This window comes from Streptomyces sp. NPDC050161 (assembly GCF_044460025.1).
In the GTDB taxonomy this organism is placed as follows: Bacteria; Actinomycetota; Actinomycetes; order Streptomycetales; family Streptomycetaceae; genus Streptomyces.
On record NZ_JBITJM010000003.1, the window covers coordinates 160,513 to 177,673 of the forward strand.

Sequence of the window (17,161 nt, forward strand, 5' to 3'; positions counted from 1 at the left end):
GTGGCCCTCATGCCCTCCCAGGATGTCATCAACGTTCTCAACGCGCTGGGCATGAAATGGCCGCAGGCCAATGAGGACACCCTCCGGGACGCGGAGGCCGCCTACCGGAAGACCGCGGGCGACTTCCGGCAGGCCGAGGAATACTTCCTCGAAGTCGCCAAGGGAATCAGCGAGAACTTCACCGGGCAGACCGCCGACGCCTTCCTCGACCTGGTGAACTACCTGGTTTCCGGGGACCAGCCGATCCTGGACGGCGCGGCGAAGCAGTGCGAACACCTCGCCGACAACGCCAAGAACACGGCCACCGACGTGGAACACACGAAGTGGTCGATCATCGGTCAGGCCGTCGCCATGGTCGCGATGCAGGCGGCCATGGCGTTCTTCAGCTTCTTCTTCGGCCCCGGCGTCATGCTCGGCATGAGTTTCGAATTCGCGCTGATCCGCGAATTCATCATGAGCCTGATCACGTCGCTGCTGAAATCCATCGCGATGCAGGCCGTCATCGGCGCGGGTGTCGGATTCGTCGTGGACGCCGCCATCCAGGGAATCCAGATCGGGCAGGGCCACCGCGACGGTATCGACACGAAGCTCCTGGGCCAGGCCACGGCCGCCGGTGCCATCGGCGGCGCCATCGCCGCCCCGTTCGACCTCGTCGGCGTCGGCCTCGGCAAGTGGCTCGGCAACGCCATCGGCACCGGCGTGAAGGGCGCACTCGGCAAGGAGTTCGGGAACCTCTTCGCCGGCGGCAGCGCCAAGAGCTTCGGTAAGGACGTGGCGGGCGCGGGCTCGAAGGCGGCGAGCGGCCTGGAGAAGACCGCGCCCGGCCCGCTGTCCCAGCTCACCCACGCCGAACAGCAGGCGTTCGGCAAGGACTTCGGCAGCCTCGTCAGCAACACCCAGGCCCAGCTGTCCAAGGGCTTCGGCAAGGGAATCGAGGGCGGCAAGGGCACCATCGCGCACGCCTTCACCGAGAAGACCGGCGACCTGTTCAAGAAGCACCTGGGCGGCAAGGCGCTGACCGAGTCCGAGGCCAAGCAGCTCGGCGGCGACTGGGGCCGCGCCGTCGTCAAGGACTGGGCCGCGGACGCCGAGCGCAACACCGCCAAGGAATCCCTGCAGAACGTCCTCAAGCCGTACGAGAAGCAACTCGGCGCGGACGGCGCGAAGTTGTTCGCGCACGATGTCCCGGACGCCATGCACGCCGCGCTCCGCGACCACCTCGAAGGCAACCTCCGCTACCGCCTGGCGGGCACGGCCGCCGGCACCCTCACCGACGGCGCCAACAACGCCCTGTCGGACGCCGTCGTCAACTACGCCTTCACGGGCAAGTTCGAGACGACGGGCGGCGCGTTCGCCGGCGGCATGGTCATGGGCGCGGCAGGACGCGGCATCGGCGAATACGCCATGCCGCCGGTGACGCAGCACGTGATCCACCCGTCGATGGCGGCCGTGGGCAGCGGCCTGAAGGCGTTCAAGGACCAGGTGTTCGGCCCGTCGACGGCGAACGACTCCGCGTCGATGCTGACCGAGCCGTCCGCCACCCCGCCGTCGGTCACCACCACGAGCACCACGGATCAGACCTCACTTCAGACCCCACTCTCCGGCACGACCTACGACGGCGGCTCCGACGGCCCGGACACCCTGCACGACGGCGCTTCCGGGACGAGCACTTCGTACGACGACGCGTCCGGCAGCGCGGCCCGGCACACCGTCTCCACCGAATCCGACGGCCCCGCGACGGCATCGGGCCACGAACCGACCGCGGCGACCTCCCACGAAGGACCGGTGCAGCCGCCCGCCCCGCAGCGCACGTCCACCGAGCAGCTGGGCGACGACGGCCCCACCCCGTACGCGACCGGGCCCGGCGCGCCGGTACAGCAGGACGGGCCGACGCAGCAGACCCCGGCCACCGCGAGCGGCACGGGCGCCGCGGCACCCACCGGCGGCAAGACCGGCGGGCCCCTGAACCCGCCGTCCGCGCCGGGCGGCAGCCACGAGGCCACGCAGAGCCGGGCCGGTGGCACACGGCCGACGGGCCAGGAAGGCCCGGTGCCGCCGCCGAAGCCGCGCGAGGTCGTCACCAGCAGCACCCAGAAGTCGCCGGCGCCGGACACGAACCACCAGGAGCCGTCCACCGACACCGCCACGACGGACTCCGAGCAGGGCACCCCGCACCAGGCCACGCCGCCCCCCGCACCGCACGCGACGGAGAGCGCGTCCCCCACGACGCCACCGGGGCCCGCCCCCGAGCCGCCCCACCCCACCACCCCCACCCCGGGGAACCTGCACACCACCGACACGTCATCCGGCACCGCCACCCCGCACGCGGCCACGCCCACGCCGACGCCCGAGGCCACGCGCCACACCGCACCCCCGAACCCGTCCGAGCTGGTCGACCGCATGATCCGGGTCCGCGAGGCACGGCACACCGCGGACGGCGAGAGCAGCGGACAGCAGGGGACCGACGGGGCGGGCGCCACCCACCTGCCGACGGACGACACCGAGGCGCCGTTGCGCCCGCTGACCGAGCGGGAGCGGCAGGAGTGGATCGAGGAGCAGGTGCTGGCCGCCCGACGGCCGCTGCCGCAGCCCGAGTCCGAGCCGGTGTTCGACGAGGCGGCGGTCCGCGCGCAGAGCGCGGAATTCCTGACGGCCCTGCACGCGGATCTGACGGGCTCGTTCGGCATGCCGCCGGGCGCGCAGCAGCACGCATCCGCCGCGCCCCACTGGTCGCAGGCCGAAGACCGGCAGGCGCGCGCCGACCGGTGGCGCGACGAGCAGGCCAGGATGGCCGGCTGGCGGGACGCCGAACTGTCCCAGGCCGAACGGGACGCGGCCCGGGAGAAGTTCTTCGACGACGTCTTCGACCAGTGGGCCGGGGACCGGCTGGGACACACGGAGCCCACGGGCGGGGACGGCACCGCAGCCCACCAGGGTGGGCACCGCGCGTCGCCGTCCGACCAGCAGCTGACGACCGGACGCGGACGGCCGGGCCCCCGCACCGCCACCGACGACGACCTGCGCTCCCGGGTACTCCAGCGCCTGTACGACCGGGAGTTGGAGCGGAGCAGGAACCAGCTCGCCGCCGACGGGCACGACCCGCTCGCCACCCCGGAAGCGCTGCGCGCGCACCTGGACCGCCAGTGGGTCATCGAGCACGGTCTGGAACACGTCGGCCGGTGGGCCGATGCGGCCTTCGACAACTGGCGCGGCGGCCTCGCGCCCGAGGTGCGGGCGCAGCTCGACGAGGTGGAGCCCACGGCGGGGCCGCGGCCGACCGACGGCGCGGAAGACCAGGAGCAGCCGCAGCGCACCCGGGGCGAACGGGCGCTGGCCGAGGCCCGGTACGCCTTCGAGCACCGTGCCCGCGCCGTCATGGAAGAGATGCTCGGCGCCGGACCGCTGCGCACCGACCCGCAGCGGCTGATCACCGCCCTCGACGCGATGAGCGACGGTGCCTTCACCTCCGCCGCGGTCGGCGAGCAGCTCGGGCGGCAGGCCGCCGGTGTGCTCAAGGCGCTCAACTCCGCGCTCCCGGAGCTGCACCGGGCGTTCGGCGACGCGGTCCAGGACGTCACCCACCGCCGGCAGGCCCAGCAGCTGTTCGAGAGCGCGGCGGACAGCGCCGCCGTCCGCCGCACCGAGACGCCGGACGAGGAACGGTCCGAGGACGCGCTCGTCCCCCGGGAGAAGCCGGAATCGGCGCTCTCCGAAGGGGGCAGGGAGCGGCTGCGGCGCCAGTGGCTGGAGACGTACGACCAGGACCGGCTGGAGATCTACGGGCCTCCCGGCGCCGGGCAGCGGCCCACCAGCGAAGGGGCGGTGGAAAGCGCCTGGCAGGAGCGGCGAAGGGCCCGCCAGGAGCAGCTGCCCGGCCTGCTGGAACTCCAGGTGGCCAAGGAATCGGCCGCGAAGGAAGCCGTCGACGCGGTCAAGGAGGCGGCGTCCGGGACGTGGCAGCGGGCGCTGGACGACCTCGGTGAGGACTTCAAGAACGAGTTCTCACTGGGCGGGCAGACGGCAGGCCATGCCGCGCAGCGGACCGCGGCCGTCAAGCTCGGCGGGGAACTGCACCAGAAGCTGGACGCGTGGGCCGAGAGCGAGCACCGCGACCCCGCGGAGGCGCAGCGTCTCCTGGAGTCGTACACGAAGCCGGAGGCGGCGCGGCGACGGGTCGCGCTCGCGGTGGCGCGGACCGTGGCGGAGGACCGGGCCCGCCAGGAGGCGACCGAACTCGCCGAGCGGGAGGCGGAGTTCCTGCCCCGTGACGCCAAGGACCGGTTCGTCACCGAGCACGTGGACCGGGTGACGGCCCAGTTCGACGCCCTCTTCCCCTTCGACACCGTCTTCGGGAAGGCGGGGGAGGAGGCGCCAGGACCCGACGCTTCGGTGGCGGCGGAGAAGGCGCCCGGTACGGACACATCGGAGCCGGAGAAGACGCCATCGCCGTCGGACACCGACAGCGCGACCGACACCGATACCGCCACTGACACCGCCCCGCCCACCGCTGACGGACCGGCCCGCTGGCGGGACGGCAGGGAGAGCCTGAGCGCGGAGCTGCCGGACCGGCTGCTGTTCGAGATCAGCGCCACGGACGGACTGGGCACCTGGGCCCGCGGCTTCCACGGCGCCGCAGCAGGTCACGACATCGCCCGGGACGAGCTGACCCGCATCGGCTCCCGCACCCGCGAGGAGTGGTTCACCACCTTCCAGGAGATGTGGGGCCCCGAAGACCTCGACGCCGCGCGCTGGCTCCGACACGAGAGCGAACACCGGGGCCGCTTCGAGCGCGACACCACCGAGCAGACCGAGCAGGATGGCGCGGGCACCCTCGTGACCAGCCCGGACACCGCGACGCAGCCCGTGGACGACGGAGCCCCCGTCACCTCCGCGCACGATGACACCGCACGGCACGATGACACCGCACGGCACGAGGACACCGCACAGCACGATGACACCGCCCGGCACGAGGACGCCGAGCACAGCGAGCTGGTGCGGCGGCTGCAGGCCCTGCGCCGGAACGAGCCGGCCGGTGGGGTCGACCCGTACGACCCGGAGTCCATCCGGCAGTTGCAGGAGATGTATCCGGGCGAGGAGCTGCTGACGCCCGAGGAGCGGGTGCGCAAGTACACGTCCGACGACGACGGGCAGGGCACGCCGTCGGGCCCGGTGACGGTGACCCCGCAGCGCTCCGCGCCGGACCGCACGGGCCAGGAAGACGCGCAGATCACGCACTCCGACCGCTCCGCATCCGACGACCTGTCGGGCCCCACCCCCACGCAGGTCACCGCCCCACACACCCGCGGCGACTGGGAGACCCTGCGCACCCAACTCGCCTACGGAAAGACGTGGGAGGGGGCGAAGAGCACCGTCCAGGCGATCGAGGCGACGCTGAAGTCGCTGGGCCAGGAAGGCGACGGAGCGGCCTCCTTCGTCATCGGCACCAACGGCAAGGGCACCTCCGTACGGCTGCACGCGGTCCGTCACGGGGACGAGGTCATCTGGCTGCGCCCGGTCAGCGGGCAGCTGCTGCGGGTGGTCGAGCACGAGGGGCGGACCGGCTGGCGGGACGCGGCCGACGACCGGCAGGTGCCGGTGCCGGCCGATGACATGCTCTTCACCTCGATCGACCTGCGACCCGACGGGCACGTCGTCCGCCTCTCCGAAGGACTGCGCAGGCTGAGCGAGCAGGAAGGGGGCGAGGACGCGGGCAGGTTCCCGCACCTGATGCCCGACCCGCTCGCCGTGCGCCATGCGCTCCGGAAGATGGGCAAGGCCGGCTTCCAGCTCGTGTCCGACGGCAAGAAGCTGATGGACCCGAGCGGCGAGGCGTACCGGCTCGGTGCTCCCGCACCCGGCAGCAGTGGTTTCGCCAAGGCGCTGAGCGAAGCGCTGACGGGTGTGCTGCCCAAGCAGTACGCCTCCCCGGAAGGCGTCCGGCGGGTGCGCTCGCTGGCCGAGCTGATCGCCCGAGAGGCGACCACCGCCACGCTCGACGAGGTCGAGCTGCCCCAGCGGGCGGTCAGCGACGAGGAACTGGCCGCGATCGGCATCGTCCTCGACGCGAAGGCCCGCAGCAGCTTCGACACTGCCGGCCGGCTCCCCGGCGCACTCGACGCCGCGCAGCGCCGTGCCCTGGCCCGCCACCAACTGCGCTCGGGCACGGCGTGGGACGAGACGCTGGCGAAGGCCGCGGCCAAGGCGGCGGCCGAGAAGCTGCACCTGAACGTGACCCTCGTCAAGGAGGACGGCAGCCACGAGAGCGTGGGCGGGACCTGGGGCACCGAGGTCACGGTCCGGCACACCGACGACGGCTTCCAGGGCGCATCGACCGAGCCGTGGCGGCGCATCCAGCGCATGATCCAGCGGATGGAGGGCGAACGCGCCCGGCTGTACAAGGAGCAGGGCAGGCCCGCGCCGGAGCCGCTCGGCGGCACGTGGTACCCCAGCCTTCCCGGCCTTCCGCAGGCCGCGAGCACCGCCACGGCGAGCACCGGATCCGGCACGGACACCACTCCCGCCACGACCGACCGGCCGCGGGCGCTGACCCCCGACGAGCTGAACGTCTGGTTCGACCACGTCACCTCCGAGCGCGAGTTCGCCGCGTACGTCCACACGCAGGAGCTGTCGGGCCTGCGGGTGGACTCTGCGGAGAAGTGGCGGGCGGCGCAGGTCGAGCACCACGAGAAGCTGCTGCGCGAGCTTCAGCGCGAGGTGGTGTTCGCCCCTCGCGACGAGGACGGCAAACTGCCCGAATCGGTGGCCGACGACAAGCTGACGCTCGACCGGCAGTACCTCGAAGCGGACCGGCCGGTCCGCTTCGATCCCGCGTCCACCGACTTCGGCACCCTCTACAAAAAGGGCGCCAAGGACACCTTCGATGACGAGAGCAGCCTGGAGCGGCACGCATCGGCGGTCGGCGGCACCAAGATCACGCTGCGGGAGGCGGAGACGGTCGCCCGACAGCTCGCCAACAGCGTGACGGACATTGATGCGCGGGACCGTGCGCGCCTGCGGAACGACCTCGTCAAGCTGATGCAGCACCGCCCGCACGCGCTGCTGGCGCACCCGGACGAGGCGTCGGGCAACAAGCCCACCTCGCTGGGCCACGGCACGTTCCTGAGCTACCGGACCAAGACGGGCGAGACCAGGCTGCTCGCCGTCAGCGCCCTCAACCACGGTGCGTACAGCCGCTATGCGGACCCGGAGAAGGTCAAGGTCAAGGGCGGGCAGCGGAGCAGCGAGAAGAGCGCCACGTCGTACTCCCAGTCCGCCAGCCACCAGATCGGCGTGAACTCCGGGTTCGCGCCCGGCACCGGTACGTCCGGCATGTTCAGCGCCTCCGTCACCGGCGGCCTGAACCAGGCGTCGCACAGCACCGTGCACGCCTCCACCTCGACGGACACCCGCGGCGTGGGCTCGGAGGGCGACTCGCACACCTACGTCAACGATGTGCTCTACGAGGCCAGGACGTATGCGCTGGACGACCGGGGCGAGCGGGTGCCCACCGCGTCCCGGCCGGTGTACATCCCCGTCGGCAGCGGTTTCGAGTGGCGGGTGCCGGACGCCATGACGGCGAAGCAGCCCAAGGCCCCCACCGGGCTGCCGGACAGCTTCGTCATGCCGGTCGGCACCTACCCCGACCTGGTGTCGCCCGACCACCTCGTCATCTCGCAGGACTTCCTGGACTGGGCCCTGCAAGTCGCCGTCCAGCACGGCCAGATGACGCCGGACATGCCGGCGATGCAGGCCGTCCTCAGCGGTTTCGCCACCCACGCCATGCACGAGAAGCTGATCCCGACCATCCGGGGTGACGTGCAGGAACTGGTCGCCTTCGGGCAGCACGGCAAGGTCATCGGCGTGTTCCGCTACAGCGTCGAGATCGACCGCAGCAAGCCGGCGGAGCTGGTCGGGACGATCGCGCACGGTGAAAGCGACAACAAGGTCCAGAAGAACACCGCGGTCGGCAACGACCGCAGCCGGGCGGTCGCCAGCAACCTCTCGGTGACCGTCACCGCGGGACCTGCGGAGAACTCCGTCGTCCGCGCCCAGGCGGGCTTCACGGGCCAGGTGGGCACCGGCCGCACCGACACGCTGACGGTCTCCGACAAGGGGCAGGTGCAGTACGGCCTGTCGGACAAGTCGGCGCAGGGGCTCTACAAGCAGGCCCTGAAGATCAACGTCGAGTTCGTGCCCGGCTACAAAGCCTCCGGATTCGGGCCGCCCGACGAACTGATCGCGCACCAGGACACCCTCGTCCGGAGCTTCCCCGCCTCGGCGCTCCTGCGCACTCCCAAGGACTCCGCGCGGGCCTGGGCGGGCTGGGACGACAACCGGCTGATCAACCAGCGCGACGCATTGGCACTGTCGGGCTCGCGCGGCCAGGACAGCCCGAACGGGCCGCAGGTGCCGGATTTCATCGAGCCGCCGCGGCCGGTGGAACTGGCGCGGGACGCCCAGCTGTTGCTGAACTCGATGCACTACACGCGCATCAGCGCCGCGGTGGTCGCCTCCCAGGCGCCGTCCCGCATGCCCAGGCCCCGCCTGCGGCGGCGTGCCGTGTCGTCGCTGATCAAGGCGGCCGGTCTCGGCAAGGCGTCCCAGGCCCGTATGGGGCGGCACGACCGGATGATGAAGAGGTCGAAGACCGCCCCTGCACTGACCACCCACACGCCCTCGCCGCCCGCCACCACCGCGTCCCTGCGGGAGACCGACGGCACCCCTCAGACCTCGACCCCGCCGAACACGCCCGTCACACCTGCCACGCCCGCCACCCCCAGCGCGCCGCTCGTGGAGACCACGGACTCGCACGTCCGCGCCACCGGCGACACGCCGCAGGACCCGGTCGCCCAGCCGCCGTCGCCGGAGGAGACCCGCCCGCTTGCCCACCAGCTCCTCCACCAGACCGAGCAGGCACTGGCGCACCACACGAACCCCAAGGTGCGCCAGCTGGTCTCCACCGAGGCGACCGCCCTGCGCAGCACGCGGCACTACCTGCCGTACGCCGCCGATAAGGCCCTGCGCCGGGTGCTGAAGAACGCCGGCCTCACGGTGGGGCCCCCGGCGTACCCGACCCCCAAGGCCGGACAGCGCAGGGGCCTGCGCAACCAGAACAAGTTCCGGGCACGGCACGGGGCGACGGCGCTGGAGACGCAGGGCCCCAAGCTCCTGCGCGGGACGTTCGACAGCATCGGTGACCTGACCGCCGAGGCATCGGGCTCGACGGTGGTGCTCCGGCGCTCCGGATGGCTGCGCCGTCACACCGCCGCCCTGACCATGACCATGGAACTCTCCGGCCTCACCTACGCGGGCCTGCAGCCCGACACCACCACCGCCGGCAGCCTGTCCGGCGCCCGCAACATCTCCACCAGCACCGAGGGGCAGCTCAACTGGCAGGCGGGAGCCGGCGTCGACGTGGGCTTCAAGCCCGCCGCCGCCTCCAACCTCGCGATGGGCGGCGCCACCTTCACGTACGGCGAGAACTACGCCCGCAAGTCCGAGGCCGGCGTGGAGACCGGCACCGAATACGCCCTGGGGCCCGGCAAGGGCGTCCACGCCTACGTGGCCGAAGGTGTGCTGTCGCTGGAGGGAAAGCACCACGCCGAGCCGCGCTACCTGCTGCGGCTCGCCGCCGGGGAGATGTTCAACATCGACCCCAGCAAGATCGAACTGAGTGGGAACCCGGACGGCAACCTGATCGCCAAGGTCAAGGTCCACATCTTCCACCCCACCGCGCTGATGCCCGCCAACCTCCGGCTGCCGCGCCGCAACCCCACGCTGCCCGATGCACCCCGGAACGAGGCGCAGGACACCGGCAGCACCGCACTGTGGACGCCGCAGCAAGGCGTCACACAGCTGACGCCGCAGGAGGCCGAGGCCCTGGCCGCGGCCCCGCGGGTCCGCCACGACCGGGACGACGCCTTCCACTCCCACGTCCGCATCGGGCACGGGCCCTACGTCGCCGCCGTGGCAAAGGACGTGCTCGGGCAGCTCTCGGAGCACCTGAAGCAGAAGCTCGCCATCCGGGGCACCCAGGCACACACCGATCTGATGGCCCTCACCGAGCAGTTGGCGGCGCAGTTCGACGCCGCGGCGCACGGCGGACGCACCCTGGACCTGCTGCACTACCGCGACCGTGCGTTCCGCTTCGAGGCACAGCTGCGTCTCGAAGCACGGCCCCGGGGCCCGAAGGTCCGCGATATCGTCGACAGCAACCTCGACGCCAAGCACGCCGTCTCCAGCGCCCTCAGCGTCGGCACCGGGACCTCGCTGACCCGCACCGTCAACGCCCAGGCGCAGCTGACGTTCGGCACCGCCTTCAACGCCGGGGTGCCGGGGAAGGTCCAGGAGTCCCAGGGCTGGGGCGTCGTGTGGACCCTGTTCAACCGCGGCACCACGCACACCACATCCCACTCGCTCTCCATCGGCACGACCTTCACCGAAACCCGGTCCGGACGGATGGCGAGGGTGGACTTCGACGAGACCACCTGGATCGTGACCGGCGGAGTGAAGTCGCTGCGCTGGTTCGCCCCGGAACGCACCGGGTTCGGCGGCGCCACGGTGCCCGGCGACAAGACGACGGTCTACTCCCTGGACGACGCCCGCCGACTGGGCTGGGCGACCAACGGCCTGGACGAACTGCCCCAGAACACCCGGTGGTTGCCGCCGAAGGACCTGCCCTCGTTCGTCTCCGTACGGGGCGCGCTCGACGCAGGACCCGCACTGCGGGCCTTCGCCGGGCAACTGGGATCCAAGGCGGGCAAGGTGCTGCCCGACAGCAGCATGGGCCCCGCGGGAGCGCTGCGCGTCGAACTCGACACGCTGCTGACACCGGACTCCCTCAACAGCGGCCTGCACTACCAACTCGTACGCGAGGGTGTCCCGCTCAGCTCCGGCGTGTGGCTGCGACTGGTGCCAGGCCCCCTCACCCAGCGGCACACCCAGCACAACGTCTCGGTCGACGAGGACCGTTCGGTCTCCTTCACGCGGTCCCGTGCGGTCGCCGTGGCCGAGACCCACAGCCTCGGCGTGACCAGCACACAGACCGCGCTCACCCAGCCGAACACCACGGAGGGCAAGCCGCCCGGCAATGTCGTGGGCGTCGGCGTGCCGCTGACCGCGACCGGTACCGCCACCACCACCCGTACCCTCACCGTCACCGAAGCGGTCAGCACCACCCGCACCCTGTCGATCGGCGGCGGCTTCGTCGACTTCGGCGCCGACTACCAGATCGAGCTGACCCACACCGACGAGGACGGCCACGTCACCCAGGCGCGCGCGAACGCCGGCTCGCTGATCCAGATGCATCCGGAGCTGCTGCTGACGCCGGTCCGTGAGGAGGCGACCGGCGCGAAGCCGGATGTGCCCGCCGCCAAGCCGGATGTGTCCGCCCTCAAGTCGGATGCGTCCGCCACCAAGGGGACGACGCCCACGACCGAGGCGACGACGTCCGGCCGGCCGGTGGCCAAGCCCGTCTCCGACCCCGTCCCCGCCCCGGTTTCCGCCCCGGCCCCCGCCCCGCAGATCATCGAGCCCGTACCCTCCGGCACCTGGCAGGCCAGGAACGGCGCGCTGACGGGTGCACTGGCCCACCAGGACGTGGTGTTCCTCGACGCCCAGGGTGCGCACCACCTGCTGGCGAACGCCACCGCGGCACTGGACGCCGCCGCGGGCCAGGCCACCACCCTGTCCCGGCCGCCCCAGGGCCAGGAATCCGGGCCGTCCGTCTCCACCGAGCCCACCGCCGTCGGCGGCGGCAGCCTGACCAGGCCCCGCACCACGGCGGCCCGTCAACTCGCCCAGCAGAACAGCTCACTGGTACTGCGCGAGATGCTGTCGCAGGCGTTCGGCACGCACGGCTGGCAGCAGCCCACGCTGGAGGACAGCTCGGCTCTCGGCGCCGCCCGCGGCAACATCACCGTCCACGCGCGGGCGAAGACCGCCCGGCCCAAGATCCTCGCCGTCTTCGACGAGGTCACCCTCACCAGCGACGAGCGGATCACCGACACCACCCAGCACGCCGAGGGACTCACCGCCAGCTCCAGCCTCACCGGCGGCGCCTACCCCACCCACACCGTGCAGCCCACCACCGGCAACATGACCAGCCGCGGCACGGCGCCGGTCACCCAGGGCGGCGATGTCGCCACCACCCAGAGCGCCGTCAGCAACTCGGTCAACTCCGCGGTGTCGCCCAAGGCGGAGCGCCGCATCCTGGTCGAGGTGCCGCTGGACTTCCTCGTCGACGCCACCGTCACCAAGCACGGCCTGAAGTCGGCGTCCGACACCATCGGCAAGGCACTCGACAGCGCCAAGGCAACCCTCAGGCGCGGCGGCACACCAGCCACCGACGCCGCCACCGCCGAACTGCTCGGCCACGTCGTCGAGTCCGCCAAGGGCTCGGCCACCGCCGCCTTCTCCTCGGACAAGGTGGTGGCGCTGGTGCCCGAGCGGGTCCTGCGCGAGGCCGGCCTGCTCGACGACGACAACTTCCCCGAGTCCGTGGGGAAGGCGTACGACCTGGTCAAGGACCTGCGCGAGAAGGTCAAGGACACACAGGAGCTGTACGTGGGCGCCGAGAAGCGCGTCGAACGGTGCTACGAGGAGCTGTACGAGGTCATCCGCGAGGCCGGCCAGGCGCGCCGCGCGCAGCAGCAGACGTCCGCCGGGAGCGCGTCCGCCGGGAGCGCGTCCCACGAGAACGCGCCCACCCCGCCGCGCCCGGCCGAAGAGCTGGACAAGAGCGGCCGGTCCGCCGGAAGCCGCCTGTTCGAGTACACGGTCGAGCGGGTCGGCCTGCGCGCCGAGATCGAGCGCCTCAAGAAGGAAGTGGACAAGGCCCTCCGCAGCGCGGACGAACAGCGGGACTGGTACCTGGACAACGCGGGCCGCCCCGAAGCCCAGGGCAAGCCCGAGCCGTACACCTGGGACAAGGAGGAAGACACCACCCGCAGGCCGCTGGCGACCCCGGCCACCGATGACGACGCGGAGAGCCCGGCTCCGCTCCCCGCCCCGTACGAGGACCCGTCGGTAGGGGAGCTGGTGTCGCAGGCCGAGTCCTACGGCGGCATCTGGGCGGGCGGCGCCGTCCCGCCCGCCCACGCCGAACTGCGCGAGAAGATCATGGCCTGGGCGCTGGACCAGGAACTGCCCAAGAAGCGGCAGGAACTGCGCGAGGCACAGGACGACGCCGCCCGCGAGGGACAGACCGCCACCGACCGCAGGGCCGCCCAGCGCCTCGTCGTGCTGCGCCGCGCCGAGATCGCCTACCTCCGGCAGACCCGCGCCCGCGCCCAGGAGGCCGCGCAGCGCATCCGCGACGCCATCGCCGCGAAGCTGGCCGAGGCCGAAGCGGCCACCGGCCGGGGAGACACGGACGCCGAACTGCTGGCCGAGGCGGCCGAACGGCTCCGCAAGGGCGTCCCGGTGGAGACCACCGACGACCTGACCGGCCGGATCGCGGAGCAGCAGGCCAGGTTCAACGCGGCACGGAAGGCATTCGAGGAGCAGCCCGCGGGCTCCGAAGCCAGGACCAAGGCCGGGCAGGAGGCCGCCGAGCAGCTGGCGGCGCTCCAGAAGCTGCACCGCACCGCCCAACGCGAAGCGTCCGACGCCGAGTTCGCGGCAAGCCTGAAGCCTTCGTCGTTCCCCGAGCCGCCCCTGGTCAAGGACCGCGGCGATGACGAGCGCCTGGCCGCCGAAGAGCTGGCCGTCCTCGACAAGCCCGTGCAGTTCACGGCGGGCGAGACCGAGGGCAAGGACGACAGCCCCACCACCTACACGCACGACGACGGCACCGTCTACGACGTCCTGGACCCGCACGACGCCGCGAACCCGGACAGCACCAAGGGCGAGGGCCTGCCGCTCGCCCTGAACGCCGCGCTGACCAAGCTCGCCGACAAGGGCGTGGCGCTTCCCGTGGCGCCGCACCGCGGCACACCCGCCGAGATCGCGCAGCGCGTCCGGCAGGCGATGGCCGACCGCCTGCGGCAGGACGGCGAGGACCCCGACTCCTGGCTCAACGCCGCCAACGACACCGGCAACACCTGGCTCCAGCCGGAACCCGGCAGGGACCGCTTCACCCAGGCGGACCTCGACGAGGCAGGCATCACCCTGGACCCCAAGCACCAGCTCGAGTTCCACCAGGACGGCACCCTCCACACCAACGTCCGGCTGCCGCACGCCGCGCGGCTCAAACTCATCGCCCTCCAGATGGAACGCCCGGCCAACTCCCCGCTGCGCCACGGCACCATGGAGGACCGCGAGGACGCCGACCTCTACCTCGCGCCCCTGTACTTCGCCCGCGCCTACGGAGTCGAGGTCCACGTCGTACGCCCCGACGCCGGCGTCGAGGTCTTCCACCCGGCCGGACCCGACGGGCAACGCGACCTGACGCTCCCTCATGTCACCGTGGTCCTGGAGGGGGACACGGTCAAGGCCCTCATTCCGCGCGGCGGCGGATCGTCCGCCCCGACGACGGATGCGACGGACCAGCAGTCCCACTCCTCGCCCTCTTCGACGGCACCGGTCGGCACCCCGCCGCAGCAGTCCGTCACGGTGGACCCGCCCCACCCCGCAGGCCCCCCGTCCTTGGGGACCGAGTTGCCGGTCCCCGGGGACGGCTGGTGCCAGATCTCGTCACTCATCGTGAATGCGCCCCAACACGTCAGGCAGCAGCTCGACTTGACGCATCACCGCGAGGTGGATGAGCTGCTGAGCGACCCGGCAGCGGTGCGCCGCGCCGCGCAGGCGCCGGCCGGCGGCAACCGGACCGCGGGCGCCGTCTTCTCCCAGGCCGTTCGCCTCGCCCACCAGCACGTCCTGGACTTCCTCACCGGGGACCTCACGACCATGCCCGAGCGGTTGGCGTCCCGGCCAACCGCCCGGATGCACCGGACCACACACACGTCATCCGAAAGCCGGGAGGACCTTCTCCGGGAACTGGGCGAACGCATCCGCAGCACCGAGGAACTGCACCGCCTCAGGAGGGACTGGCTCCCCGCCTACGAGCGCAGGCTCCGCGGCCCGGCCTCGTCCGAGCAGGATCTCGATCAGATCCTGCGAGCGCTTGCGGAGAGCGACTTCCCCGAGGTCGACCTGAACCGCAGCGTGGCAGACCAGCTTGCCGCGATGGACACCGACACCCTCGAACTGTTCAGGCAGTACGCCTGGGAGCACGCATCCGGCTGGACCACCACGGAGTTCCAAGGACTGCTCGACACCGCCAAGGGCTGGCCGCACACCTATGCCCAGGAGCACTACGGAGAACAGCTCACGCCGCTGCTGGCCGAGGCGTTCGGCGTCAGCATCTACGTCAGCCGGCCGAACGGCACCATGCTGGAGACCCCACTGGGCCCGCCCGACGGCCCGCCGGTCATCTTCCGCTACAACGGCATCAACCACTACAACGGCGATACGGGCGACGGCAGTCGGAACCTCACCACTCCGTCAGCGCCGACGACGACCGAGCCTGCACCGACCGTCGTCGAGAACATCACGCAGCCGGAGGAACCGGCCTCGTCGAAGGAACCGGCCTCGCCGAAGGACGCCCCGCTCTCGGCGGGCGACGAGATCTTCGCGCTGCTCTCCGGGAAGAAGGAGACGCCCGAAGCCGACGCGACGTCCCCGGGGGAGGAGTCCGTCCAGAGCCCGGATGACGAGCCCGTTCACGCAACGGATGACGAGCCCGCCCGCACCTCCGATGACGACGAGGCCGAGAAGCGGCTGTCCGCGCTCTCGCGCAGGTCGGTGTCGGACGACGACCTCCAGTCCGATGACTCGCCGCTGGGGCGGCTGGCACGCAACCTCCAGGCCGATGACTCGCCGCTGGGGCGGTTGGCACGCAACCTCCAGGCGAAAGAGGTTGCGCAGGAACCGGTACAGGACACGGAAGACCCCGCTTCCGAGCCCGCCGCGCCTTCCGTCGTCCACACCGCACTCCCCGGTCAGGGCGCGACAACCCCCGGCGATGACACCCACTCCGTGCCGTTCGCCGAGGGCTCGAAGACGATCACCAGCCCGAAGCAGCACGCCGCCATCGACCGTGTGGCGGACCTCCTGATCGAGCAGGGGCTGCGTAACCTGCGCGCCGGCCTGCCGCTTCCCGAGGCCCAGGTGACCGGCTTCGGCAACGGCTCCCGGCTGCCGTTCGTGGACTCCGCGGACCAGGCGCGGCGCACCGGCCGGACGCGGGCCGCGCGTGCCGCGGAGATGCTGCGGACGAAGCTGGCGGAGCGGCTCGACGCGCTCGACCAGGGCGAAGGCCCCCGCCTGACGGCCGATGACTTCACCCTCACCCAGCGGGAACCGACGGCGCCCGACCGCGCCACCGACACCCCCCAGGACCGGCGCCGCGCCGAGATCACCATCATCCAACCGTCCGTGACACAGCCCGTGACACAGCCCGGGACGGAGCCGGCCGACGGCGACGACGCCACGACCGCGCCGGAGTCGGCACACACCGAGCCGACACACACCGAGCCGACGCACCCGGACCAGGATGCGCAGAGCGCCTTCCACGACGAGGACTCGCAGCTCCGGACCGTACGGACGGCGAAGCACGAGGCCGGGACCATCCGGCTGGGCGACGTGCGTCATGTGCCGATCACGGCCCCCGGCGGCCGGCGGATCGGTCGCCTGTTCCTGAGCGCGCGGGACATGGCGGCAGGCCGGCCGCTGCACACCGAAATCGACCTGACGAAACCGAAGTTCGCGCACTACGAACTGACCACCGCGGCCGACGGGACCGGTGCCGGGAAGAGCGGCCACGTGCCCGAAGACGGGCTTGAGCCGGTGGACTGGGACGTGACGCGCCCCCTGTATCTGGGCCTCCTGCACGGTGGGGCCGGCCGGGTCACGCTGATGACGGAGGACGGCGTCGATCACTCCGTAACGGGTGACACGCTCGGCGGCGAGGTACTGTCCCGCAGCCCGAGTTTCAGCAATCTCCAGCGGACCGCCAGGGAGTCGGCCCAGGTCCTGCTGTTCGCGTGCAACGCGGGCACCGTGGGCAAGTCCGGCCGTCTCCTCGCCCAGGAATTCGCGGACGAGACGGGTCTGACGGTGATCGCCCCCACCACGAAGGTGATGGTGGTCAACGGAGCGGCCGACTACACCTTCGCCCTCGCCTACGAGGCGGGAGGGGAGCGCGGCCGGTTCGTCACGT

Annotated in this window: 1 protein-coding gene (cut by a window edge); it reads left to right on the top strand. The window is 71.9% G+C overall.

Annotated elements, in window-relative coordinates:
* Nucleotides 1-17,161 carry the 5' portion of a hypothetical protein gene (locus ACIBK8_RS06345; protein ID WP_399040424.1) on the top strand. The gene runs 23,819 nt beyond the window's last position, so only the first 17,161 of its 40,980 coding nucleotides appear in the window; the start codon lies at nt 1-3; its stop codon lies off the right edge, out of view.